This is a genomic window from Microbacterium gawkjiense (genome assembly GCF_031932225.1).
Lineage (GTDB): Bacteria > Actinomycetota > Actinomycetes > Actinomycetales > Microbacteriaceae > Microbacterium > Microbacterium gawkjiense.
Window position 1 is genome coordinate 929,132 of record NZ_JAUZVV010000001.1, and the last position, 24,784, is coordinate 953,915.

Annotated in this window: 25 protein-coding genes; 16 read left to right on the forward strand and 9 right to left on the reverse strand. The window is 70.2% G+C overall.

All coding sequences use genetic code 11. The features are described from left to right. Positions 1 to 28 precede the first annotated feature (28 nt). The 4 genes from Q9S71_RS04470 to sufU are packed head-to-tail and all read left to right on the forward strand — an operon-like array spanning position 29 to position 4,684. Positions 29 to 2,083, forward strand: a complete 2,055-nt coding sequence (locus tag Q9S71_RS04470) for an APC family permease (RefSeq protein WP_311860785.1) — start codon at positions 29 to 31, stop codon at positions 2,081 to 2,083. Between the two features lie 34 nt (positions 2,084 to 2,117). Further along, a complete protein-coding gene (locus Q9S71_RS04475; RefSeq protein ID WP_311860786.1) occupies positions 2,118 to 2,876 on the forward strand; it encodes a hypothetical protein in 759 nt (252 codons plus the stop codon). A gap of 54 nt (positions 2,877 to 2,930) precedes the next feature. Then, positions 2,931 to 4,226: a SufS family cysteine desulfurase gene (locus tag Q9S71_RS04480; protein ID WP_311860788.1), complete on the forward strand. Its 1,296-nt coding sequence runs from the start codon at positions 2,931 to 2,933 to the stop codon at positions 4,224 to 4,226. Beyond that, the gene (gene sufU, locus Q9S71_RS04485) at positions 4,223 to 4,684 is read left to right on the forward strand and encodes a Fe-S cluster assembly sulfur transfer protein SufU (RefSeq protein WP_217529033.1); all 462 of its coding nucleotides are present in this window, start codon (positions 4,223 to 4,225) and stop codon (positions 4,682 to 4,684) included. Before Q9S71_RS04480 ends, sufU begins: the two co-directional genes overlap by 4 nt. Positions 4,685 to 4,732: 48 nt before the next feature. Here sufU and Q9S71_RS04490 read toward each other — a convergent pair whose 3' ends face one another. Continuing rightward, on the reverse strand, positions 4,733 to 5,701 hold the full coding sequence (locus tag Q9S71_RS04490; protein WP_311860789.1) for an SRPBCC family protein: 969 nt from the start codon (positions 5,699 to 5,701) through the stop codon (positions 4,733 to 4,735). A gap of 26 nt (positions 5,702 to 5,727) precedes the next feature. After that, the gene (locus Q9S71_RS04495; protein WP_311860790.1) at positions 5,728 to 6,069 is read right to left on the reverse strand and encodes an ArsR/SmtB family transcription factor; all 342 of its coding nucleotides are present in this window, start codon (positions 6,067 to 6,069) and stop codon (positions 5,728 to 5,730) included. 146 nt (positions 6,070 to 6,215) lie between these two features. Here Q9S71_RS04495 and Q9S71_RS04500 point away from each other — a divergent pair, with 146 nt between their 5' ends. Further along, on the forward strand, positions 6,216 to 7,625 hold the full coding sequence (locus tag Q9S71_RS04500) for an HNH endonuclease signature motif containing protein (protein WP_311860792.1): 1,410 nt from the start codon (positions 6,216 to 6,218) through the stop codon (positions 7,623 to 7,625). Positions 7,626 to 7,757: 132 nt separating this feature from the next. On the opposite strand, the gene Q9S71_RS04505 is transcribed toward Q9S71_RS04500, so the two are convergent. Continuing rightward, on the reverse strand, positions 7,758 to 8,096 hold the full coding sequence (locus tag Q9S71_RS04505; protein ID WP_311860794.1) for a TraR/DksA family transcriptional regulator: 339 nt from the start codon (positions 8,094 to 8,096) through the stop codon (positions 7,758 to 7,760). A gap of 97 nt (positions 8,097 to 8,193) precedes the next feature. Here Q9S71_RS04505 and Q9S71_RS04510 point away from each other — a divergent pair, with 97 nt between their 5' ends. Next, a complete protein-coding gene (locus tag Q9S71_RS04510) occupies positions 8,194 to 8,430 on the forward strand; it encodes a hypothetical protein (RefSeq protein ID WP_311860796.1) in 237 nt (78 codons plus the stop codon). Here Q9S71_RS04510 and Q9S71_RS04515 read toward each other — a convergent pair. After that, a complete protein-coding gene (locus tag Q9S71_RS04515; protein WP_311860798.1) occupies positions 8,427 to 9,005 on the reverse strand; it encodes a septum formation family protein in 579 nt (192 codons plus the stop codon). The genes Q9S71_RS04510 and Q9S71_RS04515 overlap by 4 nt on opposite strands. 136 nt (positions 9,006 to 9,141) lie before the next feature. Here Q9S71_RS04515 and purL point away from each other — a divergent pair, with 136 nt between their 5' ends. Genes purL through Q9S71_RS04540 form a run of 5 tightly spaced genes read left to right on the forward strand, consistent with a single transcriptional unit; the run spans position 9,142 to position 14,006 of the window. After that, positions 9,142 to 11,463, forward strand: coding sequence for a phosphoribosylformylglycinamidine synthase subunit PurL (purL, locus tag Q9S71_RS04520; RefSeq protein WP_311860800.1), 2,322 nt, complete (start codon positions 9,142 to 9,144; stop codon positions 11,461 to 11,463). After that, entirely contained in the window at positions 11,460 to 11,594 is a 135-nt protein-coding gene (locus tag Q9S71_RS04525) for a hypothetical protein (RefSeq protein WP_311860801.1), read from the forward strand. The genes purL and Q9S71_RS04525 overlap by 4 nt, the downstream gene beginning before the upstream one ends. Positions 11,595 to 11,602: 8 nt before the next feature. Then, positions 11,603 to 12,334, forward strand: coding sequence for a YqjF family protein (locus Q9S71_RS04530; RefSeq protein WP_311860802.1), 732 nt, complete (start codon positions 11,603 to 11,605; stop codon positions 12,332 to 12,334). Between the two features lie 45 nt (positions 12,335 to 12,379). Further along, a complete protein-coding gene (locus tag Q9S71_RS04535) occupies positions 12,380 to 13,243 on the forward strand; it encodes a hypothetical protein (protein ID WP_311860803.1) in 864 nt (287 codons plus the stop codon). A gap of 10 nt (positions 13,244 to 13,253) precedes the next feature. Next, a complete protein-coding gene (locus tag Q9S71_RS04540) occupies positions 13,254 to 14,006 on the forward strand; it encodes a hypothetical protein (RefSeq protein WP_311860804.1) in 753 nt (250 codons plus the stop codon). A 12-nt stretch (positions 14,007 to 14,018) separates the two neighbouring features. Here Q9S71_RS04540 and Q9S71_RS04545 read toward each other — a convergent pair whose 3' ends face one another. From Q9S71_RS04545 to Q9S71_RS04555, 3 genes are read right to left on the reverse strand one after another with little or no spacing between them, the layout of a single operon-like run. Next, positions 14,019 to 14,945: a glycine betaine ABC transporter substrate-binding protein gene (locus Q9S71_RS04545; protein ID WP_311860806.1), complete on the reverse strand. Its 927-nt coding sequence runs from the start codon at positions 14,943 to 14,945 to the stop codon at positions 14,019 to 14,021. A 53-nt stretch (positions 14,946 to 14,998) separates the two neighbouring features. After that, complete coding sequence (locus tag Q9S71_RS04550; RefSeq protein WP_311860807.1) at positions 14,999 to 15,925, reverse strand: ABC transporter permease; 927 nt, start codon at positions 15,923 to 15,925, stop codon at positions 14,999 to 15,001. Then, positions 15,925 to 17,214, reverse strand: a complete 1,290-nt coding sequence (locus tag Q9S71_RS04555; protein WP_311860808.1) for a quaternary amine ABC transporter ATP-binding protein — start codon at positions 17,212 to 17,214, stop codon at positions 15,925 to 15,927. Before Q9S71_RS04555 ends, Q9S71_RS04550 begins: the two co-directional genes overlap by 1 nt. A 364-nt stretch (positions 17,215 to 17,578) precedes the next feature. Here Q9S71_RS04555 and Q9S71_RS04560 point away from each other — a divergent pair, with 364 nt between their 5' ends. The 5 genes from Q9S71_RS04560 (at position 17,579) to Q9S71_RS04580 (ending at position 22,786) form a co-directional block, all read left to right on the forward strand. Then, positions 17,579 to 18,748, forward strand: a complete 1,170-nt coding sequence (locus tag Q9S71_RS04560) for a MalY/PatB family protein (RefSeq protein WP_311860810.1) — start codon at positions 17,579 to 17,581, stop codon at positions 18,746 to 18,748. A gap of 85 nt (positions 18,749 to 18,833) precedes the next feature. Then, the gene (locus Q9S71_RS04565; protein ID WP_311860812.1) at positions 18,834 to 19,217 is read left to right on the forward strand and encodes a GntR family transcriptional regulator; all 384 of its coding nucleotides are present in this window, start codon (positions 18,834 to 18,836) and stop codon (positions 19,215 to 19,217) included. Then, positions 19,214 to 20,110, forward strand: a complete 897-nt coding sequence (locus Q9S71_RS04570) for an ABC transporter ATP-binding protein (protein ID WP_064002871.1) — start codon at positions 19,214 to 19,216, stop codon at positions 20,108 to 20,110. Before Q9S71_RS04565 ends, Q9S71_RS04570 begins: the two co-directional genes overlap by 4 nt. Next, a complete protein-coding gene (locus Q9S71_RS04575; RefSeq protein ID WP_311860815.1) occupies positions 20,107 to 20,802 on the forward strand; it encodes a hypothetical protein in 696 nt (231 codons plus the stop codon). The genes Q9S71_RS04570 and Q9S71_RS04575 overlap by 4 nt, the downstream gene beginning before the upstream one ends. A gap of 91 nt (positions 20,803 to 20,893) precedes the next feature. Beyond that, positions 20,894 to 22,786: an amylosucrase gene (locus Q9S71_RS04580; protein WP_311860817.1), complete on the forward strand. Its 1,893-nt coding sequence runs from the start codon at positions 20,894 to 20,896 to the stop codon at positions 22,784 to 22,786. Between the two features lie 116 nt (positions 22,787 to 22,902). Here Q9S71_RS04580 and Q9S71_RS04585 read toward each other — a convergent pair whose 3' ends face one another. Both Q9S71_RS04585 and Q9S71_RS04590 read right to left on the reverse strand, forming a co-directional pair. Next, a complete protein-coding gene (locus tag Q9S71_RS04585; RefSeq protein ID WP_064002868.1) occupies positions 22,903 to 23,193 on the reverse strand; it encodes a chorismate mutase in 291 nt (96 codons plus the stop codon). 41 nt (positions 23,194 to 23,234) lie between these two features. Further along, entirely contained in the window at positions 23,235 to 24,776 is a 1,542-nt protein-coding gene (locus Q9S71_RS04590) for an alpha-L-fucosidase (protein WP_311860819.1), read from the reverse strand. Positions 24,777 to 24,784 lie beyond the last annotated feature (8 nt).

The window sequence follows — 24,784 nt, forward strand, 5'->3', positions numbered from 1 at the left end:
GCGTTGCACTGCGTTCGCGGGAGGCGTAATGTCGCCCGCCGTGACCAGTGACAGCCGCGATCCGAACGCGGCCCCCTCCCCCGCCGTGAAGCGCATGCTGATCGGCGAACCCCTCGATACCGAGAAGCTCGACGGACAGCTCCTGCCCAAGAAGCGGGCGCTGCCGATCTTCGCCTCCGACGCGCTCTCGTCGGTGGCCTACGCGCCGCAGGAACTGCTCATGATCCTGCTGCTCGGCGGCACGGCGTTCATGGCCTTCGCGCCGCCGGTGGCGGCGGCCGTCGTGGTGCTGCTGGTCGTCGTGGTCCTCAGCTACCGCCAGCTCATCAAGGCCTACCCCTCCGGCGGCGGCGACTACGAGGTGGCCCGCACGAACCTCGGCGAGAAGGCCGGTGTCGTCGTGGCATCCGCTCTGCTCGTCGACTACGTGCTGACCGTCGCCGTGTCGGTCTCCTCCGGCGTCGACAACATCATCTCGGCGCTGCCGGCCCTCGACCCCTGGCGCGTCGAACTGGCGGTGGGCTTCGTCATCCTGCTGGTCATCGTCAACCTGCGCGGCGTGCGCGAAGCGTCGCAGGCGTTCGCGATCCCCACGTACGTCTTCATCGGGTCGGTCGCCCTCATGATCGTGACCGGTCTGTTCCGGTGGGCGATGGGCGACGCCCCCGTCGCCTCGAGCGCCGACTTCACCGTCGAGGCCGACAGCCTGTCGCAGGTCGCCTTCATCCTGCTCCTGCTGCGCGCCTTCTCGAGCGGGTGCTCCGCCCTCACCGGTGTCGAGGCGGTCAGCAACGGCGTCCCCGCCTTCCGCACGCCGAAGATCAAGAACGCGCAGACGACCCTCGTCCTCATGGGCGGCATCGCCATCGCGCTGTTCGCCGGGCTCACCGCCCTCGCCCTCATCGCGGGGGTGCACTACGCCGAGAACCCCTGCAAGCTGATCGGATTCGACTGCGAGGCGGGACCCCAGCCGAGCCTCATGGCCCAGGTGGCCGCGGCCACGTTCGGCGGCGACTCGATCTTCTTCTTCGTCATCCAGGCCGCGACCGCGTGCGTCCTGCTGCTGGCGGCCAACACCGCCTTCAACGGGTTCCCGCTGCTCGGATCGGTGCTCGCGCGCGACAGCTACGCGCCGAAGGCGCTGAACTCCCGCGGCGACCGCCTCGTCTTCTCGAACGGGATGCTGATCCTCGGCGGCGCGGCGATCGCGATCCTCGTGGTCTTCCAGGCCAACCTGACCACCCTCATCCAGCTCTACATCATCGGTGTGTTCGTGTCGTTCTCGCTCGGACAGATCGGCATGGTGCGCCATTGGCGGCGCGAGCTGCGGCTGCTCAAGACCCGGCCCGCCGCGGCGCGACGCGAGGCGACGGCGGGACTCGTGATCAACTCGGTCGGGGCGGCGTTCACCGTGGCCGTGCTCGCGATCGTGACGATCACGAAGTTCACCCACGGCGCGTGGCTCGTCTTCCTGGCTATGCCGGTGCTCGCGTTCCTCATGATCGGCGTGAACCGCTACTACCGCGACGTCGAGCACGAGATCGAGATGGACGACTCCGTGAAGTTCGGCTCGTCGGGCGACCTCGCCATCATCCTCGTGGGCAAGCTGCAGAAGCCCGTCGCCAAGGCGATCGACTACGCCCTCGCCGCCAAGCACGAGAAGACGCTCGCCGTCCACGTGGCCGTCACGACCGACGACATCGCCGAGCTGAAAGCCGATTGGGAGTACCACCGGATGCCGGTGCCCCTCGTCGTCGTCGACTCGCCCTACCGCCACTACGCCGGGCCGCTCATCGGCTTCATCGAGAAGTACCGCGAGAAGCACGGACCCTCGGTCGTGACCGTCTACCTGCCGCAGTACATCGTCGGGCATTGGTGGGAGACACCCCTCCACAACCGCCGGGCCCGCCGCATCGCGCAGCAGCTGATGATGGTGCACGGCGTCACGGTGACGCTCGTGCCGTGGCTGCTCGACTCGTCGGAGATCGTCTACGGACGGCGTTCGCGCCCCCTCCCCGGCGACGACCGCGGCGGCCGCGTCGAGCAGCGTCATTACGGTTTGGTAGAGCATTCCGAAAACTGATGGATGAAACTCGCCGGGCTGCCATGATGTGCCCATGGCAGAGTCTCGCCGTCCCCGCAACCTCATCCCGCTCCTGACGTTCGCGGGTGTGCTCGCGATCGCGGCCGTCATCGCGATCGTGCTCCTGCTGAACCGCGCGCCGGCCCCCGCCGCCGCGCCGGGAGCAGGCTCGCCGACGCCCGAGGCATCCACTCCGTCCCCGGCGGCGCCCACGCCCGCGCCCTCGGAGACGCCCTCACCCTCGGCCGACGCCTCCGTGCGGCAGATCACGTTGACGGCCGAAGGGTTCGACGCGGTCGACCGTGGCGGGAACCCAGTCTTCTCCTTCGCGTGGAGCGACGAGCCCGAGACCGCGGTGGCAGCGCTCAGCGAGGCGTTCGGTTCCGAGCCGACGAAGGGTCTCCAAGACGGCGACGGCTCGCACTTCCCCGACTACACGCTGTGGCAGTGGTCCGGCTTCGAACTGGGCACGATGGTCGAGACTCCCGATGGCAAGACCCGCACCGAGTACGACGCTCCCGCCTTCGCGACATTCACCGCGAATGCGGTCGGCGATGTCGAGATCGTCGCGGAATTCGGGCTGCGCATCGGCGACCCCCTCGACGAGGCCCGCGCAGCGGGGCCGCACGAGGAGTTCCCCTCGCCGTTCACCGACGGCCAGCGTCTCATCCTCGAGCAGGACCGCTCGGTCACCACGGACCCCCCGACGACGCCTCGCGTGAGCATCATCATCGACGGTGACAAGGCGGATCGGATCTCGTCGATCGCGTATGAATTCGCGTCGAAGCTCTGAGGCCGTCGCCGTCGCACTCGGCCGCAGGCTTCACCACCGGCGTAGCCTAGAAGGGTGACTTCTCCCGCCCTGTCCGAGACCGCGACGCTCGACGCTGCCCGGCTGCGCGAAGACTTCCCGATCCTCCAGCAGGAGGTGAACGGCCACCCGCTGGTCTACCTCGACTCCGGCGCGACGAGCCAGAAGCCGCGTCAGGTGCTGCAGGCCGAGTACGACTTCCTCACCCGCAGCAACGCGGCCGTGCACCGAGGCGCCCACACCCTCGCCGCCGAGGCGACGGACCTGTTCGAGGATGCCCGGGCCACGGTCGCGCGCTTCGTCGGCGCCCGCGACGAGCAGCTCGTGTGGACGAGCGGCGCGACGATGGGACTGAACCTCGTGGCGTACGCGATCGGCAACGCGACGCTCGGGCGGGGGGCACCGGCATCCGCTCGGTTCGCGCTGCAGCCTGGAGACGAGATCGTCGCGACCGAGGCGGAGCACCACGCGAACCTCATCCCGTGGCAGGAGCTCGCCGCGCGCACCGGCGCGGTGCTGCGCCACATCCCCGTGCACGACGACGGCCGCCTCGACCTGGATGCCGCCGCGCAGATCATCGGCGAGCGCACCCGGATCGTGGCGTTCTTGCATGTGTCGAACGTGCTCGGGATCGTGAACCCCGTCGCCGAGCTCGTCGCGCTCGCGCGGGAGGTCGGCGCACTGACGGTGCTCGACGCGTGCCAGTCCGCTCCGCACATGCGGCTCGACCTGCCCGCGCTCGGGGTGGACCTCGCGGTCTTCAGCGGGCACAAGATGCTCGGCCCCTACGGCGTCGGCGGTCTCTACGGCCGCAGCGAGGTGCTCGAGGCGCTGCCCCCGTTCCTGACCGGCGGGTCGATGATCACGACCGTCACGCTGGACGAGGCGGGGTACCTGCCACCGCCGCAGCGGTTCGAGGCGGGGACCCAGCCGATCGGCCCCGCGATCGGACTCGCCGCCGCGGTGTCGTACCTCGAGGATGCGGGCATGGCCGCCGTGCACGCGCACGAGGTGCGCCTGGCCGCGCGGATGCGCGAGGGGCTCGTCGACATCCCCGGCATCCGCCTGCTCGGAGACGCCGAGGGCGCCGAGCGCGTGGGCCTGTGGAGTTTCACGGTCGACGGCGTGCACGCGCACGACGCCGGTCAGTACCTCGACGCGCAGGGGATCGCCGTGCGCGTCGGGCACCATTGCGCCGCGCCGCTGCACAAGCGGTTCGGGGTGACGGCGTCCGTCCGGGCGTCGGCCTCGCTGTACAACACCGACGACGACGTCGATGCGCTGGTGGATGCCGTGAGCGGCATCCGTTCCTACTTCGGAGTGGACGCATGAACGGTCTGGACTCGCTGTACCAGGAGCTCATCCTGGATCACTCGAAGCACCCGCACGGGCGCGGTCTGTCGCCCGAGGAGGGGCGGACGGCGAGCTCGCACCAGCACAACCCGATGTGCGGCGACGACATCACGCTGCGCGTGCGCGTCGACGACGCGGGCGAGCGCATCACCGACCTGTCCTGGGAGGGGTCGGGCTGCTCGATCTCGCAGGCGTCCGCCTCGATGCTCGCGGCGCTGATCGAGGAGGACGGCGGCGACGACGGACTGCCACGGGAGGATGCCGTGAAGCTGATCGACGGCTTCCGCGAGGCGCTGCGCTCACGCGGCGCGATCCCGCTCGACGAGGAGACCTTCGCGGACGCGGCGGCGCTCTCGGGGGTCTCGAAGTTCTCGGCGCGCGTGAAGTGCGCGATGCTCGCGTGGGTCGCGCTCGAGGACGCCCTCGCCCGCGCCTGAGCCTGACGATGCCGGGGCCCGCCCCGCGGCGCGCCGTTGCGCACCCGGTCAGGCCGCCTGCAGCACCTCGCTCTCGAGGCGGGCATAGGAGGTCTCCATGCCGTCGGCCATGCCGGTGGCGAGGATCATGTCGCGGGTCTCGCGGTCGGGGTACTCGATGAGGAGCGTCAGCAGGGTGGCGCCGTCCTCCTCGTAGAACTGCAGGTCGTTGGTCGTCGACGGGCCGTCCATGCCGATCATCTTCTCCGTGCTGACCGAGCGGCGGGGTTCGTCGTCGAGGAGGGTCTCGCCCTCGAAGCCGAAGCGGCTCTCGGGGTTTCCGCCCTCCTCCCACACGTACCGGTAGGTGTCGCCGACGACGCACTCGACCATCGACCACCCGTCGGGGCCCAGCATCCACTTCGTCAGGAGTTCCGGATCGTGGTGGGCACGCCACACGAGATCGCGGGGTCCCTCGACGAGGCGCGTGATGCGCACGTGGGTGTCGTCGAGCAGCTCGACGTTCGTGCCCTTGCCCTGGAACCACTCGCGCAGGCCGTGGAGCACCGTGTCGAGCTGATCCATCGCCATGCGGGACCCTTCGACGGCGCCCATCGCGACGACCTGTTCGAGGGCCTCGGCGGAGGTGAAGTACGTGACGTTCGAGAGGCGCGAACCGCCGGCGGTCTCAGCGAACGAGAAGACCATCCGCATCGACGGGAACTCGGCGATCGGCTGTCCGTCCTCGTCGGCGAACGCGTCGAGCACCTCGAAGCTGCGACCCTCGTCGATGGCGAGGAACTCCCACGTGCCCCGGGACTTCTCGCCCTGCGGGCTCGTCATCGCGTACCGGGCGTGACCGCCGACCGTGAAGTCGAAGTCGGTGAAGGTCGCCGGCCAGCCGGGAGGGCCCCAGAACCGCTCGAGCTGACGCGGCTGGGTGAACGCGCGCCACAGCCGGTCGACGGGGACGTCGACGTCGGCGGTGAGCGTCATCGTGAGGTTCTCGGTGTCGGTGGTGATGTCGGTGACGGGCATGTCCTTCTCCTTCGGTGGACGGTCGGTCAGTTCTCGGGTTCGGCGAGCAACGCATCGAGGCGGTCGATGCGTGCGCGCCAGAGGTCTTCGTACTGCGCGAGCAGCGCGCGGGCGCGGGCGATCATCGCGGGATCCGCCCGGACGAGTCGCTCGCGGCCCTCCGCGCGCTTGACGACCAGCTCGGCCGCCTCGAGCACCGCGATGTGCTTCTGGACCGCCGCGAACGACATGTCGTAATCGGCGGCGAGCGCCGAGATGGACTGCTCGCGCTCGAGAGTGCGGCGCAGGATGTCGCGCCGCGTCGCGGTCGCGAGCGCGTGGAAGACGCGGTCGATCCGATCATCGCTGAGCTCCGTTTGTGCAACCATTTGGTTGTACGTTAGGGCAGCGGATGCCGGGCGTCAAGGGGCGGCGGCGACGGAGCCGAGGATTATCGCCATCAGGGCGAGGATCCGTCCTGCCGGGAGTGGTTCCGTCAGGAATCGATGTCGGTGGTCCGTGGCAGAGTGCAGGTATGACGGATGCGGCGGAAACCCCCGGTGGCGAGGACTATCTCGCCACCCTGGCGGGGGTCGTCGCGAATGCTGGTGACGTGGCCGTCGAGCTTGCGAGGGCGCAGGTCCGGGAGCTGCGGATGCTGGCTGCCGCCGGGCGTCTCGCCGAAGCGCAGATCGCGCAGCGCAACGCGCGCGTGCAGGTCCACGACATGGCGTTGCGGTCGATCGCGGCCGAGGTCGGCGGGGTGATGCGCGTGACGGATCGGACCGTCCAACGCCGGATCGGTGAGGCGCGGACGTTGATCGAAGGGTTCCCGGCGACGGTCGAGGCGTGGGAGCAGGGGCGGATTATCCGCGGGCACGCGATCGCGATCGTCGAGACCGGGACGAGTCTGCCGGCCGAGTTGTGGCCGGAGTTCGAGCAGGTCGCGATCACCCGATGCGAACGGGACACCCCCAACCGTGTGCGGGGAGAGTTGGAGATCCTCGCGCACCGGATGCATCCTCGCTCGTTCGCGGAACGGCACGAGGAAGCTGCGGCTGGGCGGTGCGTGCGATTGGTGCCGGGGCGGGACGGGATGTCCGACGTGATCGCAACCGTCCCGACGGTGATCGCCGAGGGCATCCACGACCGACTCACGCAGCAAGCGCGCGCGATCATCGACACCCGCGACGAACGCATCGCTGCGCGCGGAGGTATCGGTGTCGCGTTCGGGGACGCCGCCGCGACAAGCGGCGACAGCGACAGCGACAGCGACGATGCCGCCTCGATCGTTGCGACCGACCAGCGTTCCACCGACCAGGTCCGCGCAGACGTGTTCGCCGACCTTCTGCTCGCCGGCACTCCCACGCTCGACGACACCCGCGACACCACCGCCGGACCCCTCGGTGCGATCCGCGCACGCGTGCAAATCCTCGTCCCCGCCGCCACCCTCACCGGTCAAGATGACGGGCCGTGCGACCTCGCCGGACGTTCCCCGATCGACCCCGCCACCGCACGGACGCTCGCCGGCGGCACCCACATCTGGGAGCGGCTGTTCCACGACCCGACCACCGGGGTCACCGTCGCAACCGACTCCTACCGTGTCCCCTCCGGGATGCGACGGTTCCTGCAAGCCCGCGACCAGCACTGCAGGTTCCCCGGATGCCGCATCGCCGCCATCCGCTGCGAAGTCGACCACACCCACGACCATGCCCTCGGCGGACGAACAGAACTCACCAACCTGGCGCACCTGTGCCAGCGGCATCACTCGATGAAGCAGTTCACCGCCTGGCGGGTCCGACAACTGGGGGGTGGCGTCCTCGAATGGACGTCACCCCTCGGCAGGACCTACCGCGAAGACGCACCCACCCCGGCCGTCGCCTTCACCCCTGCCGCACCACCACCAGCCCCGCCGACCACACCAGCGGAACCCGCACCCTTCTGACGTCACCCGCGGCCCGCGTCGTGTTGCGGCAGCAGCATCCACACCGACGCATCGCAGTCAGTCCGGCGCACGCGCGATGCCCCGCAAGCGTTCGCCGAACGCCACGAAGCGTCGACCGGGGAGCGCCCCTCGTCAGCCGATCGACGCGCACGCGACGCACATCGTCGCCTGCGGGCGCACCTCGAGTCGCGCCTCGGGGATCGGTCGTCCGCACCGTTCGCAGACGCCGTAGGTCCCGGCATCCACCCGCGCCAACGCCGTCGCCACCTGCGTCAACTCGTCCCGCGTCGAGGCCCGCAAGGCGTCGACACGCTGCCACTCACCCGACAGCGTCGAGCCCTCGGGGTCGTGCTCGTCATCCGCCGTCGCGTCCGACCGGTCGACCCGCAGCGCCGCATCATCCGCCTCGAGCCGGGCGAGCTGCGCGCGCAACTCACGCTCACGTTCCCGCAGACGCCCGATCGGATCCATCCGGTCAGCGTAGGCCTACCCACCGACACGAGGGCCGTCAAGACCGTCGCGACCGCGGCATCCCACCCGCACAGTAGGACCAACGGAAGGAGCCGCCATGGCTGACAACGAAGGCACCGAGAACGAAGGCACCGATCAGGAAGGCGCCGAGCACGCCGACCCCGAGGAGATGCCCGACACCGACGAGCTCGAAGAGCCCAGCGTCGCCAAGGAGCCCGGCGAAGAGCCGAAGGCACCGCCGCAGCAGGACGAGGAACCCAGCCACCACGCCGTCGGCATCGGCGTCATCGACTCCGACCCGAGCGAGACGGACGAGCCCGGCGCTGAGGACTAGGACGACTCCGCCCCGCTGCCCTCGGCGCTGCCGGTGAGCATCCCGTCCTCGTCGAAGACGACGCAGAGCACCCGACGATCGTCGTACTTCCACGACGCCTCGGTCGGGATGTACGACCAGAATTCGAGGAACGAGTCCTCGTAGGCCTCGCCGACGTAATCCTCGAACGCCGAGTAGCAGACCGAGTCGGCAGCGTCCCAGACCGCCTCATCGCCGGGGTACTCACCCGCGGGCAACAGCGACTCCGGGATGTCGGTGTCGGCGTACAGCTCGAACATGTGCGGGTCATCGCACGGCACCGGGTAGACCGCTGAGCTCCACTCGGGGGTCGAGTCGTCCGGTTCGGGCTCGTCGAAGCAATCCCCCACCTCGAGCCCGCTCACGCTGACCTGCAGGTGCGACGCCGGGTCATCGTCCTCCGGCGCCGCCGTCGGGCCCTTCTCCGCCTGCACCATCCCGCGGGCGACCGCGAACACCACCTCCGAGCATCCCGCGAGCATCGGTGTCGCCGCGAGCAGGATGACGCCGACGCCGGCCGTCGTGATGAGGCGCCCACGACGCGGTGCTGTCGACATGTGTTCCCCCAGGAGTGCGCCGAGCTGACGGCGTCAGCGTATCGCTACGGGCCCGACCCGTACACGACGGGATGCGGGTGCCCCGCCGATAGGATGGGGGCGTCCCCCGGCATCCCGAGTCTTGGAGCCCAGCCGCGTGAGCACCCCCGTCGCAGACACTGTCCAGAACGCCGTCGCCACGCCGGAGAAGGAGCAGCCGTACGCGGCGCTCGGCCTCAAGCCTGACGAGTACGACAAGATCCGCGAGATCCTCGGCCGCCGCCCCACCTCGGGCGAGCTGGCGATGTACTCCGTCATGTGGAGCGAGCACTGCTCCTACAAGTCCTCCAAGATCTACCTGCGCCGCTTCGGCCAGAAGGTCTCGGACGAGATGAAGGAACGGCTCATGGTCGGCATGGGCCAGAACGCCGGCGTCGTGGACGTCGGTGAGGGCTGGGCCGTCACCTTCAAGGTCGAGTCCCACAACCACCCGAGCTACATCGAGCCGTTCCAGGGCGCCGCGACGGGCGTCGGCGGCATCGTCCGCGACATCATCTCGATGGGCGCGCGCCCCGTCGCCGTCATGGACCAGCTGCGCTTCGGCGACATCGACGACCCCGACACCGCCCGCGTCGTGCACGGCGTCGTCAGCGGCATCAGCTTCTACGCCAACTGCCTCGGCCTGCCCAACATCGGCGGCGAGACCGTCTTCGACAAGGTCTACCAGGGCAACCCGCTCGTCAACGCGCTCGCGGTCGGCGTCCTCCGCCACGAGGACATCAAGCTCGCCAACGCCACCGGCGCCGGCAACAAGGTCGTCCTGTTCGGCGCCCGCACGGGCGGCGACGGCATCGGCGGCGCGTCGATCCTGGCATCCGACACGTTCGCCGACGGCGGCCCCACCAAGCGTCCCGCCGTGCAGGTCGGCGACCCGTTCGCCGAGAAGGTGCTCATCGAGTGCTGCCTCGAGCTGTACCAGGGCGAGCTGGTCGAGGCGATCCAGGACCTCGGCGCCGCCGGCATCTCGTGCGCGACGAGCGAGCTCGCCGCCAACGGCGGTTCAGGCATGCGCGTCGACCTCGAGAAGGTCCTGCTGCGCGACCCCTCGCTCACGCCCGAGGAGATCCTCATGAGCGAGAGCCAGGAGCGCATGATGGCGATCGTCGCTCCCGAGAAGCTCGACGCGTTCCTCGCCGTCGTGCAGAAGTGGGATGTCGAGACGAGCGTCCTCGGCGAGGTCACCGGTGACGGCCGCCTGCAGATCTTCTGGCACGGCGAGCAGATCGTCGACGTCGACCCCTCGACCGTCGCGGTCGACGGCCCCGTCTACGAGCGCCCGGTCGCCTACCCGACGTGGATCGACGCGCTGCACGACGACTCGGCCGCTGCGCTCGAGCGCAGCGACGACCCCGAGGTCCTGCGCACGCAGTTCCTGCAGCTGCTCGGCAGCCCCAACCTCGCCGACACGTCGTGGGTCACCAACCAGTACGACTACTACGTCATGGGCAACACGGCCCTCAGCTTCCCCGACGACGCCGGCATGATCCGCGTCGACGAGGAGTCCGGCCTCGGCTTCGCGATCGCGACCGACTGCAACGGCCGCTACTGCCAGCTCGACCCGTACGCGGGTGCGCAGCTCGCCCTCGCCGAGGCGTACCGCAACGTCGCCGTCACGGGCGCCCAGCCCACCGCGGTCACCGACTGCCTCAACTTCGGCAGCCCCGAGAATCCCGAGGTCATGTGGCAGTTCGGGCAGGCCGTCGACGGTCTCGCCGACGCCTGCTTCGAGCTCGGCGTCCCGGTCACGGGCGGCAACGTCAGCTTCTACAACCAGACCGGCGACCAGCCCATCTTCCCGACCCCCGTGGTCGGCGTGCTGGGCATCATCGACGACGTCGCCCGCCGCATCCCGAGCGGCTGGCAGGATGCCGGCGAGAACATCTACCTGCTCGGCACGACCTCCACCGAGCTCGACGGCTCGGCCTGGGCCGACACCGTCCACGGTCACCTCGGCGGTCGTCCGCCGAAGGTCGACCTCGCCGGCGAGAAGACGCTCGCGGGCCTGCTGCAGGCCGCGCGCGACGAGATGCTCGTCTCGAGCGCGCACGACCTCTCGGCCGGCGGTCTGGCGCAGGCCCTCGCCGAGGCGACGACCCGGTTCGGCGTCGGCGCCCGCGTCTGGCTGCGCGAGATCATGGAGCGCGACGGGGTGGATGCCGCGACCGCCCTCTTCAGCGAGTCGACCGGCCGTGTCATCGTCTCGGTTCCGCGCGAGGAGGACGTGAAGTTCCGCGGCCTGTGCGAGGGTCGCGGTTACCCCGTGCTGCGCATCGGCGTCACCGACTCGGCCCCCGAGGGCGAGCAGTCGTCCCTCGAGATCCAGGACGTCTTCTCGATCCCGGTGCCCGAGCTGCGACGCGTCGCGAAGGCGACGCTGCCCGCCGCCTTCGGCCCGATCGTCGACGAGGTCTCCGCGTGAGCGACGACCCGGAGTACGCCGATTTCGTCGGGCGCAGGCGCGCCCGCTCGAAGGTGATCGCGTGGACCGTGATCATCTCGATGGTGCTCGTGGGCGGCGGCGCGACCGTGCTCACGCTCCTGTTCGGCTGACCCGGGTCATGGACGCCACCGCTCCTGCTCTTCCCGGGCGTGCGGTGCTGCAGCAGCGCTGGAGCGGGGCGTGTTTCCTGCATTGGCGCGTCGACCCGTCGCAGGTCGCGCCGCTGCTGCCGCCGGGCACCGAACCCGACGTGTTCGACGGGTCGGCGTGGGTGGGCCTCATCCCGTTCGTCCTCAGCGAGTTCCGGTTCCTGCCGCTGCCCCCGGTCCCGTTCGTGGGGCGGTTCGTCGAGATCAACGTCCGGACGTACGCGCGGGATGCCGACGGTCGCCGCGGCGTCGTCTTCCAGACGCTCGAGGCCGAACACCTCCTGCCGGTCCTCGGAGCGCGCGCCGTGTTCGGACTCCCCTACCGCTGGGCAAAGGCGGCGACGCGCACGGACGGCGACGCGATCGAGTACGCGTCGCGGCGGCATCCGGGCTTCGGGGATCGGGTGCGCACCCGCATCCGCGTCACCCCCGGGACCGAGGCCGTCGACGACGAGCTGAGCCGGTTCCTCACGGCGCGCTGGGGCTTCCACGAACGGCACCTCGGCCGGACGATCTGGGCCGCGAATGAGCACGAGCCGTGGCCGCTCGTCCGCGCGACGGTCGACCGTCTCGACGACGGCCTGCTGGTGGATGCGGGCTTCCCCGGCCTCGCGGACCGCGCACCCGACTCGGTGCTCGCGATGCCGGCCCGGCACCCCGGGGTGGTCACCCGGTTCTCGGGCGCACGCCGCGTGCGCTGAGCGCGACCTGGGAGCGCGCCCACCGGTCGCGGCTAGCATGGCGGCATGCAGCTCTGGGTCGTCGCTATCGGAGCCGCGGTGGCGGAGTTCTGGTGGGTCGCACCCGCCGCGGTCGGCGCCGGCGCGGTCAGCGTCCTCGGCGTGCGACGCGGCCGGACCACGCGCGCGCGACGGCTCGGCCTGACCGCCGCGCAGCGCGAACTGCAGCAGGCGCGCTCCGAGGCGGTCGGTGCGCGTGCCGCAGCGCGCGTCGCGCAGGCCGAGCTCGTCCGCGCCGAAGCCGAGCGTGCCGCCGGCCGCGCCCGCCCCGAGGACGTCCGGGCCGCGCGCCGCGCGCTCGAAACCGCCCAGCGCGCGAAGGCCGCGGCGACCGCGACGATCCGTGTCGCCCGCGCCCGCGTGGGCGCCGAGCGCGCCGCCGTCCCCGCCCGCGGCACCGACCCGAAGCACCTCCCGCTCGCGCGCCTCATGGCCGCCCACGACGCGATCGCCGCGCGCTGGATGGAGTACGAGACGGATGCCGCCCGCCGCCTCGCCTTCCCCGCGATGAGCGACGTGCGGGTCCCCGCGACGGCCGAGTTCCTGCGCCTCGAGGGCGCCGCCCGTGAGCTGCGCCCGGCATCCCCCACCGCGAAGCTCACCCCCGAGCAGTTCACCGCCTACCGGTCCGCCGTCGACGAGGTGGGCCGTGCCTTCGCCGCCGCCGAGCAGGAGGCGTGGCGCCGCGCCGGGCACCGCCCCGACGACGCCCCGGCGGACGGACCCGCGGCGCCCGTGTGGACGGTCATCGCCGGTGAGGCGATCGCCCGCTCGGTCGACGGCATCACGCGCGCGGCGGAGGGCGCGGCATCCGCTCTCGACGCCTACCGGTCGCGCCGCGGCGGTCGTGACGATCGTCCCCGCACGTAAGGTGTAGCGGGTGGACGGATTCTGGGCCTTCGCCGGCAACTACTGGTGGCTCGTGTTCCCGCTCTTCGGACTCGCCTCGGCCGCCAGCGGCTCGTGGGCGTCCGCCTCGAAGCGTCGGCACAAGCAGCGCCTGGAGATCATGAAGGCGAAAGCCGAGCTCACCGCCGCCCGTGCCGCCGCCAAGCGCGGCATCGGCTCGGCCTCCGCAGCCGAGGTCGAGGCGCCGTCGCAGTCCCTCGCCGATCAGCTCGACGACCTGCGCGCCGTGCACGACGAGGTCACGCATCGCTGGCTGGACTACGAGCTCGACGTCGCCAAGCTCATCGCCTTCCCGTCGATGAGCGACGGCCGCGACCCGCTCACCGCCGGGTTCCTGCGCGCCAAGAAGGTCGCCGACCGCGCGCGACCGGCCGACGGGTCGAAGCCGTCCGCCGACCAGGTGCGCGAGTACCGCAAGGCCGTCACCGACTTCGAGGTCGCCTTCGACCTCGCCGAGCGCGAGGCCCGTCGGGTGCGCGACTCCGGATTGACCGACGCCGAGCGCAAGCGCCTCGCGACGGCATCGCGCATGCTCGCCGTCGCGACCGACGAGGCCGCCACCCCCGCCGAGCGCCACCTCGCCTACCAGCGCGTGCGCGAGGAGATCGACGGGCTCATCGCCCTGTCGGACGAGGCGGTCGAGGTGCTGGAGAAGAAGGTCGCCCAGCCGCTGACGCAGCGTCCGAACGACGAAGGGGACCCGGCCGCAGCCGGATCCCCCTGACGTCGCCGACGGTCAGTCGGTGACGATCGTGTCGTAGGCGTCGGGGTTCTCCTCGAGCCACGCGTCGATCGCCTCGGCCTCCTTGCCCTCGCCGTACTCGTTCACAACCATGTCCTCGAGCGAGGCGTACTGCTCGTCGTCGAGGGTGATGCCCTTGATGAGCTCCGCCGCCTCGGGGTACTCCTCGGCGAAGCCGTCCGTGCCGAGGAAGTGCAGCGCCTCGGCCTCTCCCATTGCACCCTTCGGGTCCTCGAGGTCCTTCAGGCCGTACCGGTCGTTGGCCCAGAACGGCCGCCACGACGTCACGACGATGTCGCGCTGTGCCGCCTCGGCACTGTCGAGCTCGGTGAGCATCGCCGCGGTCGACGAGGTCACGAGCTGGTAGCTGTCGTCGAGACCGTACGCGGGGATCATCGACTCCTGCGTCTGCTTCGTCAGACCGGCACCGGGCTCGATGCCGTAGATCTTGCCACCGAAGCGGTCGGCGTTCGCCTCGAGGTCCTCGATCGAGTCGATGTCAACGTACTCGGGGACGGCGATCGTCAGCTTCGCGCCGCCGTAGTACTCGCCGAGGTCCTCGATCTTGTCGCCGTACTGGTCCATGTAGGACTTGTGGGTCAGCTCGGGCCAGGCCGACGGGTAGATGTCGACGTCGCCCTGCGCGAGACCCGCGTAGAGGGGACCCGCCTCGGTGAGCTCCTGCATCTCGACCGTGTAGCCGATCTTCTCGAGCTGGTCCTCGAGCAGGTACGCCGTGCTGAGGCCGTCGGTCCACGAGGGCAGGAAGCCGAGGGTGATCGTGCCGAGGCTCTCCTCGCCGCTGTTCGAGCCTCCGGCGCTGGTGCCGCCGGCGACGTCGTTGCCGGTCGCGCAGCCGGCGAGGGTGAGGGATGCCGCGGCTCCGATCGCGAGGATGCCGGTCAGGTGTCGCTTGTTCATGAGTGCCTTCCGTATGTGATTACTGGTTCCGTATCGTGCAGGTCGGGGTGGGGTCAAACGGCGACGGGCTCCTGGGCCGGGGCGGGGGTCGCGACGCGCGCGTCCTTCGGGGCGCGACGGCGGGCGAGGGCGCCGAGCAGTGAGCCGCGCTGGCTCTTCAGGTCGCCGAGCGCGCCGGTGAGGCGGTCGAGGTAGACGGCGAGGATCACGACGCTGAGGCCGGCCTCGACGCCCTTCGCGATGTCGACGGTCGACATGGCCTGGACGATCTCCTTGCCGAGTCCGTCGGCGCCGGCGATCCCGGCGATGACCGCCATCGACAGCGCCAGCATGATCAGCTGGTTGACGCCCGCCATGATGCTCGGCATCGCAAGCGGCAGCTGCACGCCGCGGAGGATCTGCCCCGGCGTCGCGCCGAAGGCGTGGCCCGCCTCGACCGTCTCGCTGTCGACGCCGCGGATCCCGAGCTCGGTGAGGCGCACACCCGGAGGCAGCGCGAAGATGACCGTCGCGACGACACCCGGCACGACGCCGATGCTGAAGAACACGATCGCCGGGATCAGGTAGACGAACGCCGGCATGCTCTGCATGAGGTCGAGCACGGGGCGGAGCACCGCACTGAAGGTGTCGTTGCGCGCAGCCGCGATGCCGAGGGGCACCGCGATGACGACGGCGATGATCGCGGCGACGAGGACGAGCGCGAGCGTCTGCATCGAGGTCACCCACTGGCCGACACCCAGGATGATGACGAAGCCGATCACGGTGACCAGGGCGAAGCGCCATGAGCGCAGCAGCCAGGCGAGCGCCGCGAACAGAGCGATCACGACCACGATCGGGAGCGACAGCAGTCCGTTCGCGAGCGTGTCGACGAACCAGCCGACGATCGCCGAGACGCCCGACAGCAGCCACCCGAGGGTGTCGCGGATCCAGGCGACGCCGGCCTCGGCCCACTCGCCGAGGGGGATGCGGAACCCGCCCATCAGCGCACCTCCTCCTTCTCGACGGCCAGGTCTTCGTCGGCGAGGGCCTCGTCGATGACCGAGCCCGGGACCGGGTCGAGGATGACGGGGATCTCGGTGGTCTCGGTCGTCGAGGGGCCGAGGGCGGTGAGCAGCGTGATGCGCGGGATGACGCCGACGAGGCGACCCTCGGCATCCGTCACCGCCAGCGGCAGCGGCGACTCGGCGGCGGGGACGAACAGGTCCATGAGGACGTCGTCGCGGCCGACGGCCTGCGGCACGGGGCGCAGCAGCGACGAGATGGTCGTCTCGCCGCGGCGGACGAGCTTGAGCGCGTCGCGGTCGGTGATCATGCCGAGGAGCTTGCGGCTGCGGTCGGTCACGTAGACGGCCGCCATGCGCGCGTCGCGCATGGTGCGCAGCGCCGTGCGGGGACCGGCGGCCACGGTCACCGAGACCGAGCCGGGACGCTCCATGACGTTCGCCGCCGTGAGCACGCGCGCACGGTCGACGTCCTGCACGAACTGCTCGACGTAGTCGTTGGCGGGGTCGGTGAGGATGTCCTCGGGGGTGCCGATCTGCACGATGCGCCCGTCGCGCATGACCGCGATCCGGTCACCGAGGAACATCGCCTCGTTCAGGTCGTGCGTGATGAAGATGATCGTCTTCTGCAGGGTCTGCTGCAGTTCGAGCAGCTGCTCCTGCATCTCGCGGCGGATCAGCGGGTCGAGCGCGCTGAACGCCTCATCCATCAGCAGGATGTCGGTGTCGGCGGCGAGCGCGCGGGCGATGCCGACGCGCTGCTGCATGCCGCCCGACAGCGCCGACGGCAGCTTGTCGCCCCAGCCCTCGAGGCCGACGAGAGCGAGGATCTCCTCGGCCTTCGCGAGGCGCTCGGCCTTGCCGACGCCCTGCAGCTCGAGCGGGTAGGCGACGTTGGCGGCGACGGTGCGGTGCGGCAGCAGGGCGAAGTGCTGGAACACCATTGCGATGCGCTCGCGACGGATGCCGCGCAGCTTCGCGGCCGGGATGCCGGTGATCGGCTCGCCGTGGACCAGGACCTCCCCGCCGGTCGCGTCGTGCAGGCCGTTGAGCATGCGGATGATGGTGGACTTGCCCGACCCCGACAGGCCCATGATCACGAAGATCTCGCCCTTCTCGACGCGGAAGCTCGCGTCGATCACGGCGGCGGTACCCGCATCGCGGACGGCGTCCCGGCGCTCTCCCGCCTGCAGGCGCTTGACGGCCTGGGCGGGATTGCGTCCGAAGACTTTGAACAGGTTCTTCGCTTCGACAGCGGCAGTTGTCACGTGCTTCCCTCGGCGGGCGCGCACGCGTCCGCATAGGTAGCGCCCGGGTGGCGATCACCGGCATCCGCACGAGCGAAAACGTCACTCGAGTGCAGCGCTCCGACGACGAACATCGGGCTCGTCGTCCAGACCGCCGACCATACGCCCGCCCGTCGCCGACACCACGGGATGTCGGTTCGAGCGGCCGCGGACTGGTCGTCGAGGGCACAGGGCCCACCTCGACGCTAACGAAGATCGTTGACCGGGATCAAATCGATCCATCGGGTTGCATGAATCGCCGACGGTCGGTATCACGCGCGCGCCGGGGCGACGACACGGCGTCGGGGATCCGCCAGAATCAGGAGAGCCCGAGAAGAGGAGCGCCATGAGCGAGTTCGCACGACGGATCGACGGCACGACGATCGAGCAGTTGCGCTCGACGGGGGCCACCAAGTGGTCGGCGGATGACGGGACGCTCGGCGCGTTCGTCGCCGAGATGGACTTCGGGATCGACCCGACGATCACGGCCGCCCTGCACCGCGCGGTGGATGCCGGATCGTTCGGGTACATGCCGCGGGGGATCTCGGCGGATCTCTCGGCGGCGACCGCCGAATTCGTCGCGCGTCGGTACGGGTGGCAGGTGGCGGCATCCGACGTGCAGCCGATCCCCGACGTCATCATGGGTCTCGAGCTCGCGATGGAGCACTGCTCCGCCGCCGGGTCGAAGATCATCGTGCCGACGCCGTCGTATATGCCGTTCCTCTTCGTGCCGCCGATGCGCGGGCGGGAGGTCATCGAGGTGCCGCTCGCCGTCCGCGACGGTCGGTACGAGTTCGACCTCGACGCGCTGCAGCGCGCCTTCGACGACGGCGGTGGCCTCCTTCTGCTCTGCAACCCTTACAACCCGGTGGGGCGCGTGTTCTCGCGGGACGAGCTCGTCGCGATCTCAGAGGTCGTCGAGCGCAATGGCGGCCGCGTGTTCTCGGACGAGATCTGGGCGCCCCTCGTCTACGGCGGCGCCACCCACACCCCCTATGCGACGGTCTCCCCCGCCGCGGCGCAGCACACGATCACGGCGATGAGTGCGTCGAAGGCGTGGAACCTGCCGGGGCTCAAGTGCGCGCAGCTCGTGCTCACGAGCGACGCCGACCGCGAGACATGGGAGAAGCTGGGCCCCTTCGCCGGTCACGGCACCAGCAACCTCGGCGCCATCGCGAACGCGACGGCCTACCGCGAGGGCGACCCGTGGCTCGCCGACCTCGTGCCCTACCTCGAACAGAACCGCGACACCCTCCTCGACCTGCTCGCCGAGGAGATCCCCGGCGCCTGGATGCCGAAGCCCGAGGGGACGTACGTCGGCTGGATCGACTTCCGCGCCGTCGGGCTCGGCGACCGCCCCGCGGACTTCTTCACCCGCGAGGCCGGCGTCACCCTCACCGAGGGGTCGATGTGCGGCGTGGCCGGCACGGGCTTCACCCGCCTGATCTTCGCGACGCCGAGGCCGATCCTCGAGCAGATCGTCCGCCGCCTCGGGCAGGCGGTCCGCTCCGTCTGATTCCGGCCGCACGACCCTCTTGACACTCCTCGGGTTCAATGGTTACCTACTCATGTAACTAACCAACGAACAACGCGGAGTCGGAATGGTCGATGAAGGACGCCCGCTCTTCCTGCAGATCGCGGAGAGCATCGAGGACTCGATCATCGACGGCAGCCTGTCCGAACAGGACCAGGCCCCGTCGACGAACGAGCTCGCCGCCTTCCATCGCATCAACCCGGCCACCGCGGCGAAGGGGATCACGATGCTCACGGACAAGGGTGTGCTGGTCAAGCGACGCGGCATCGGCATGTTCGTCGCCGACGGTGCGCGCGAACTCCTGCTCACCGAGCGACGCTCGGCCTTCGCCGACCGCTACCTCGACCCGCTGATCGCCGAAGCCCGCAAGCTCGGCCTCGGCCCCGACGACCTCGCGCGCCTGCTGACGGAGCGCGCCACCGCCTCCGGAACGAAAGGAACCGCACGATGACCGCCGTCATCGAGGTGAAGAACCTCACCAAGCGTTACCGCGACACCACCGCCGTGGACGACATCTCGTTCACCATCGAACGCGACTCGATCTACGGGCTCCTCGGCCGCAACGGCGCCGGCAAGACCACCGTCATGTCGATCCTCACGGCGCAGAACTTCCCGACCGCGGGCGAGGTCCGCGTGTTCGGCGAGTCGCCCTACGAGAACGCCGCCGTGCTCAGCCGCATGTGCTTCGTGCGGGAGAGCCAGAAGTACCCCGACGACGCGACGCCGCTGCACGCGTTCCGCATCGCGCGGCTGTTCTACCCGCACTGGGACCAGGCGCTCGCGGACAAGCTCATCCGCGAGTTCCGGCTGCCCGTGAAGACGCGCATCAAGAAGCTGTCCCGCGGTCAGCTCTCGGCCGTCGGCGTCATCATCGGCATCGCGGCCCGCGCCGAGGTCACCTTCTTCGACGAGCCGTACCTGGGGTTGGATGCCGTCGCCCGCCAGATCTTCTACGACCGGCTGCTCGAGGACTACGCGGAGCACCCGCGCACCATCATCCTGTCGAGCCACCTGATCGACGAGGTCTCGAACCTGCTCGAGAAGGTCATCGTGATCGACGGCGGCCGGATCGTGATGGACGAGGACACCGAGTCCGTGCGCGGCCGGGCCGCCACGGTCGTCGGCGATTCGGCGGCCGTCGAGGCGTTCGTCGCCGGCCGCGAGGTGATCCACCGCGAGACCCTCGGCCGCGTCACGAGCGCCACGGTGATCGGCGAGCTGACCGCTGCGGACCGCGCCGAACTGGCGGCATCCGGTCTCGACGTCACCCCCGTCTCACTGCAGCAGCTCATCGTGCGGCAGACCCAGAACGCCGCCACCACCGACGAAGGAGCACTCCGATGAACCGCACCCTCAACGTCGTGCGCATGCAGCTCGTCAACCGCGCCACCTACATCTGGGTGCCGTTGATCATCCTCGGCGGCACGCTCCTCATCAGTCTCGCGATCTTCGGGCTCATCTCGAGCAGCGGCGCCGACGCGCAGATGTTCGGCGGCGGCGCGCAGGCACCGCTGTGGTACTTCGGCGTCGTCGGCGTGCAGGCCCTCACCCTGACGTTCCCGTTCTCGCAGGCCATGAGCGTCACTCGGCGCGAGTTCTACCTCGGCACCCTGCTCACCGCTGCACTGACGTCGTTCGTGCTCGCCGCCCTCTTCATCGTGGGCGGGCTCATCGAGCAGGCGACGGACGGCTGGGGCCTCGGCGGCTACATGTTCTACCTGCCGTGGGTCTGGTCGCAGGGCCCCGTCGTCGCGGGACTGTTCTTCTTCGGGCTCGCGATGCTGTTCTTCGTCGTCGGGTTCTGCGCGGCCACCGTCTACAAGCGGTGGGGCAACCTCGCCCTCACGGTCGTGCTCGTCTCGCTGGGCTTCGTGCTCATCGGTGCGATGTGGCTCGTGGGGCAGCTGCGGGCGTGGGGTGATCTGTTCGCCTTCTTCGGCTCGCTCACGCCCATCGCGGTGACCGGTGGGATGGTGCTGGTCGGCGCCCTGCTGGCCGCCCTCTCGTACGGGATGCTGCGACGCGCCATCGCGTGACGGAGCCCTCGTGACCGGCGCGGCCGGGGATCGCACTCGCGGTCCCCGGCCGCGCTACGATGCGGAACACCGACCCGACGCTGGGAGCACCATGGCACGTCTGAGCCCCGATCCGACGACCGACTTCGAGGCCGCGAGGGCTGCGGTCAGGGCCGAACTCGGCGGACCGGATGCGGCGTTCGACGCCCGTCTGCAGGAGTCCCTGCCCGTGCTGCACGACCTGTTCCGGCAGCTCTACGGCGAGCGCGAGGACGGCCGCGAGGCGCTGGCCGCCGTCGTCGCGTCGGCCGCCGCGAGCTGGCGCGACCGGCCCGACGACCTGAAGGCGCTCGACCGTCGGCGCACGGCCGACCCGGAGTGGTACCTGTCGGAGCGGATGCTGGGCGGTGTCTGCTACGTCGACCGGTACGCGGGGTCGCTCCGCGGCATCCGGGATCGCATCCCCTACTTCCGCGAACTCGGGCTCACCTATCTGCACCTCATGCCGCTGTTCGCCTCGCCCGAAGGCAACAACGACGGCGGGTACGCGGTGTCGAGCTACCGCGCCGTCGACGAGAAGCTCGGCACGATGGACGACCTCGCCGAGCTCGCCGCCGACCTGCGCGAGGCCGGGATCTCGCTCGTCGTCGACTTCATCTTCAACCACACGAGCAACGAGCACGAGTGGGCGCGGAAGGCGGTCGCGGGTGAGCCGGGGTACGAGGACTTCTACCTGATCTTCCCCGACCGGACGATGCCCGACCGGTACGAGGAGACCGTCCGCGAGATTTTCCCCGACGACCACCCGGGCGCGTTCGTGCAGCTGGATGACGGCCGCTGGATCTGGGCGACGTTCTACCACTTCCAGTGGGACCTCAACTATGCGAACCCCGCGGTGTTCCGCGCGATGGCGGGCGAGATGCTGTTCCTCGCGAACCAGGGCGTCGAGGTGCTGCGGATGGATGCCGTCGCCTTCATCTGGAAGCGGCTCGGCACGACGTGCGAATCGCTGCCCGAGGCGCACCTGCTGCTGCGCGCCTTCAACCAGGTGCTGTCGCTGGGGGCCCCGTCGGTGCTCTTCAAGTCCGAGGCGATCGTGCACCCCGACGAGGTCATCACCTACATCTCGACCGACGAGTGCCAGCTCTCGTACAACCCGCTGCAGATGGCGCTCGGGTGGGAGGCTCTTGCGACCCGCGACGGACGCCTCCTGCAGAAGGCGCTCGACGAGCGTCACGCCCTGCCCGCCGGCACTGCGTGGGTCAACTACGTCCGCAGTCACGACGACATCGGCTGGACCTTCGCCGACGAGGATGCCGCGGCCCTCGGCATCGACGGCTACTCCCACCGCCGGTTCCTCAACGACTTCTACGTGGGCCGCTTCCCCGGCACGTTCTCGCGCGGGGTGCCCTTCCAGGAGAACCCGAAGACCGGCGACGCCCGGGTGACCGGGACGACGGCGTCGCTCGCCGGCGTCGAGGCGGGCGACCCCGGCGGCGAGGATCGCGTCATCCTCGCGCATGCGCTCGCGCTGTCGACCGGCGGCATCCCCCTGCTCTACCTCGGTGACGAGCTGGGGCAGCTCAACGATTACGGCTACCGCGACGACCCGGCCCACGCGGGCGACAGCCGGTGGGTGCACCGACCGGCGGCCGACTCGGCCGCGTTCGCGGCGCGCCACGATCCGTCGACGGTGGCGGGGCGCATCCACTCCCGACTGACCAAGCTGATCCACACGCGGCAGCGGACGCCGGAGTTCGCCGACATCCCGCTGACCCCGTTCCATACGTCGCATCCGTCCGTCGTCGGGTTCCAGCGCATCGGCGGGGGCGTCGTGCTCGTGCTCGCGAACGTCGGCGACGACGCGGTCGTCGTCGAGGCCGACACCCTCTCGGGGTTCCGGGCCGACACGACCGACGTCGTCACCGGCGAGGGCGTCGACCTGTCGGGCGGGCTCGAGCTGCCGGCGCACGGGTTCCGCTGGTTGCGGGTGCGGCCGGTCTGACGCGCGCTGTCACGGGATGCAACGGATGCCGGGCGGCGCGCCGCGGCATCCGTTCCTCCCCCGGCGTGTCGCCCCGGATCCATTGCATCCGTGAACGCCGGCGGCGCAGCTGGGGTTCAGCGCTCCTCGGCGGCCTCGGTGTGGTGGCGGATGACCTCGGCGACGACGAAGTTGAACCACTTCTCGGCGAACTCGGGGTCGAGGTCGGCTTCGAGGGCGAGGCGGCGCAGGCGCGCGGTCTGCTGCTCCTCACGGGAGGGATCGGACGCCGGCATCCCGTGCTCCGCCTTGAGGACGCCGACCTGCTTCGTGCAGCGGAATCGCTCGGCGAGCATGAAGACGAGGGCCGCATCGATGTTGTCGATGCTGGATCGCAGGGTCTGCAGCTGGGCGTTCGGGTCGGTCATCATTCCTCCGGCGTCGAGCGTATCGCGGGCGGCGCAGCGGCTCAGCCGTGCAGGAAGTCCTTGCGCGCCGGGACGTGCTCGGGCTCGAGCCACACCTTCACGACCGCACCGACCTCGGACGTCGGCGTCCCGGGCAGGGTGACCCGCAGCGCGTCGACGTCCTGCGACCACTCGGCCGCACCGGAGCCGAGCACCGTCAGCTCGCGGATGCGCCGACCCAGCAGGCCGCTCCCCCGACCCCACGAGCGGATCGTCGCGACGCCGCCCTCGGGCCACCGCAGCACGATGGCGTAGACGTAGTCGCCGGTGACGTCGGTGCGCGTCGTGAAGCGCACGTCCTCCGACGTGTAGGGCGCGAAGCCGTCGTCGATCATCGATCCGGCGACCACCTCGGTCGGCCCCTCGCCGGGGATCAGCCACGGACGCGACCCGAAGATCGCCTCGCCGTTGACCGTCAGCCAGTCGCCGATGCCCTCGAGCAGCGCCCGCTCGGGACTGGCGATCGTCCCATCGGCCTTCGGCCCGATGTTCAGCAGCAGGTTGCCGTTCTTCGCGACGACGTCGACGAGTTCGCCGACCAGGTCGTCGAGACTCTTGTAGTCGTGGTCCTCGATCCACCCCCACGACGTCTTGCCGACCGAGCTGTCGTTCTGCCACACGTCGGGACGGATGCCGCCCATCGCGCCGCGCTCGATGTCGTAGACCGCGGTCCCCTCGGCGAACGCGGTCCACTTGTAGTTGATGACGACGCCGCGACCCCATTCGTGACCGCGGTTGTAGTAGTACGCCGCGAGCTGCCGGATGTACGGCTCGAACGCGGGCTGCTCGAGCCACCAGTCGAACCACAGCACCTGCGGCCGGTACCGGTCGATGATCTCGACCGTCCGCAGCAGCCAGTCCTCGAGGAACAGCTCGTTCGGGGCGGTCTCCTCGCGCTGCGCAGGACCGTAGAAATCCGAGAACCGCGCATCGCGGACGTCGGAGTCGAACCGCATCCCGCCGTTCATGAAGAACCAGTGCTCGGCCCGGTGCGACGAGGCGCCGCGCACCATCCAGGTGTCGTCGACCGCCGTCATCAGGTCGCCGAAGATGTCGCGGCGCGGACCCATCTGCGCCGCGCTCCACCGCGAACGAGCGGTGTCGTACATCGCGAAGCCGTCGTGGTGCTCGGCGACGGGCACGACGAACTGCGCACCCGCGCGGCGGAACAGCTCCGCCCATTCGGCCGGGTCGAAGCGGTCCATCGTGAACGACGGGATGAAGTCCTTGTACCCGAACTCGCGGTGCGGGCCGTAGGTCTCACGGTGATGTGCGAACGCCCGGTCGGCCTCGAGGTACATCGTCCGCGAGTACCACTCGCCCTGCGCGGGCACCGAGGGGATGCCCCAGTGGATGAAGATCCCGAACTTCGCGTCGCGGTACCAGAGCGGCGGCTCGTAGCCCCGCAACGAATCCCACGTCGCGTCGTACGGGCCGGCGTCGATGACCGCCTGCACGGCGGCGAGGGCGGCGGAGTTGTCGCTCACGTCGACGCGCGGCGGAAGGGATGCCGGGTCGAGCGGCTCGAGGGGGGATGCGGCCATTGCCCGAT

Excerpts from the sequence above, each read along its gene's own strand:
- Q9S71_RS04470 (WP_311860785.1), top strand. The coding sequence starts at position 29 with ATGTCGCCCGCCGTGACCAGTGACAGCCGCGATCCGAACGCGGCCCCC.
- Q9S71_RS04475 (WP_311860786.1), top strand. The coding sequence starts at position 2,118 with ATGGCAGAGTCTCGCCGTCCCCGCAACCTCATCCCGCTCCTGACGTTC.
- sufU (WP_217529033.1), top strand. The coding sequence starts at position 4,223 with ATGAACGGTCTGGACTCGCTGTACCAGGAGCTCATCCTGGATCACTCG.
- Q9S71_RS04490 (WP_311860789.1), bottom strand. The coding sequence starts at position 5,701 with ATGCCCGTCACCGACATCACCACCGACACCGAGAACCTCACGATGACG.
- Q9S71_RS04495 (WP_311860790.1), bottom strand. The coding sequence starts at position 6,069 with ATGGTTGCACAAACGGAGCTCAGCGATGATCGGATCGACCGCGTCTTC.
- Q9S71_RS04500 (WP_311860792.1), top strand. The coding sequence starts at position 6,216 with ATGACGGATGCGGCGGAAACCCCCGGTGGCGAGGACTATCTCGCCACC.
- Q9S71_RS04505 (WP_311860794.1), bottom strand. The coding sequence starts at position 8,096 with ATGGATCCGATCGGGCGTCTGCGGGAACGTGAGCGTGAGTTGCGCGCG.
- Q9S71_RS04510 (WP_311860796.1), top strand. The coding sequence starts at position 8,194 with ATGGCTGACAACGAAGGCACCGAGAACGAAGGCACCGATCAGGAAGGC.
- Q9S71_RS04515 (WP_311860798.1), bottom strand. The coding sequence starts at position 9,005 with ATGTCGACAGCACCGCGTCGTGGGCGCCTCATCACGACGGCCGGCGTC.
- Q9S71_RS04530 (WP_311860802.1), top strand. The coding sequence starts at position 11,603 with ATGGACGCCACCGCTCCTGCTCTTCCCGGGCGTGCGGTGCTGCAGCAG.
- Q9S71_RS04535 (WP_311860803.1), top strand. The coding sequence starts at position 12,380 with ATGCAGCTCTGGGTCGTCGCTATCGGAGCCGCGGTGGCGGAGTTCTGG.
- Q9S71_RS04545 (WP_311860806.1), bottom strand. The coding sequence starts at position 14,945 with ATGAACAAGCGACACCTGACCGGCATCCTCGCGATCGGAGCCGCGGCA.
- Q9S71_RS04550 (WP_311860807.1), bottom strand. The coding sequence starts at position 15,925 with ATGGGCGGGTTCCGCATCCCCCTCGGCGAGTGGGCCGAGGCCGGCGTC.
- Q9S71_RS04560 (WP_311860810.1), top strand. The coding sequence starts at position 17,579 with ATGAGCGAGTTCGCACGACGGATCGACGGCACGACGATCGAGCAGTTG.
- Q9S71_RS04565 (WP_311860812.1), top strand. The coding sequence starts at position 18,834 with ATGGTCGATGAAGGACGCCCGCTCTTCCTGCAGATCGCGGAGAGCATC.
- Q9S71_RS04570 (WP_064002871.1), top strand. The coding sequence starts at position 19,214 with ATGACCGCCGTCATCGAGGTGAAGAACCTCACCAAGCGTTACCGCGAC.
- Q9S71_RS04575 (WP_311860815.1), top strand. The coding sequence starts at position 20,107 with ATGAACCGCACCCTCAACGTCGTGCGCATGCAGCTCGTCAACCGCGCC.
- Q9S71_RS04580 (WP_311860817.1), top strand. The coding sequence starts at position 20,894 with ATGGCACGTCTGAGCCCCGATCCGACGACCGACTTCGAGGCCGCGAGG.
- Q9S71_RS04585 (WP_064002868.1), bottom strand. The coding sequence starts at position 23,193 with ATGACCGACCCGAACGCCCAGCTGCAGACCCTGCGATCCAGCATCGAC.
- Q9S71_RS04590 (WP_311860819.1), bottom strand. The coding sequence starts at position 24,776 with ATGGCCGCATCCCCCCTCGAGCCGCTCGACCCGGCATCCCTTCCGCCG.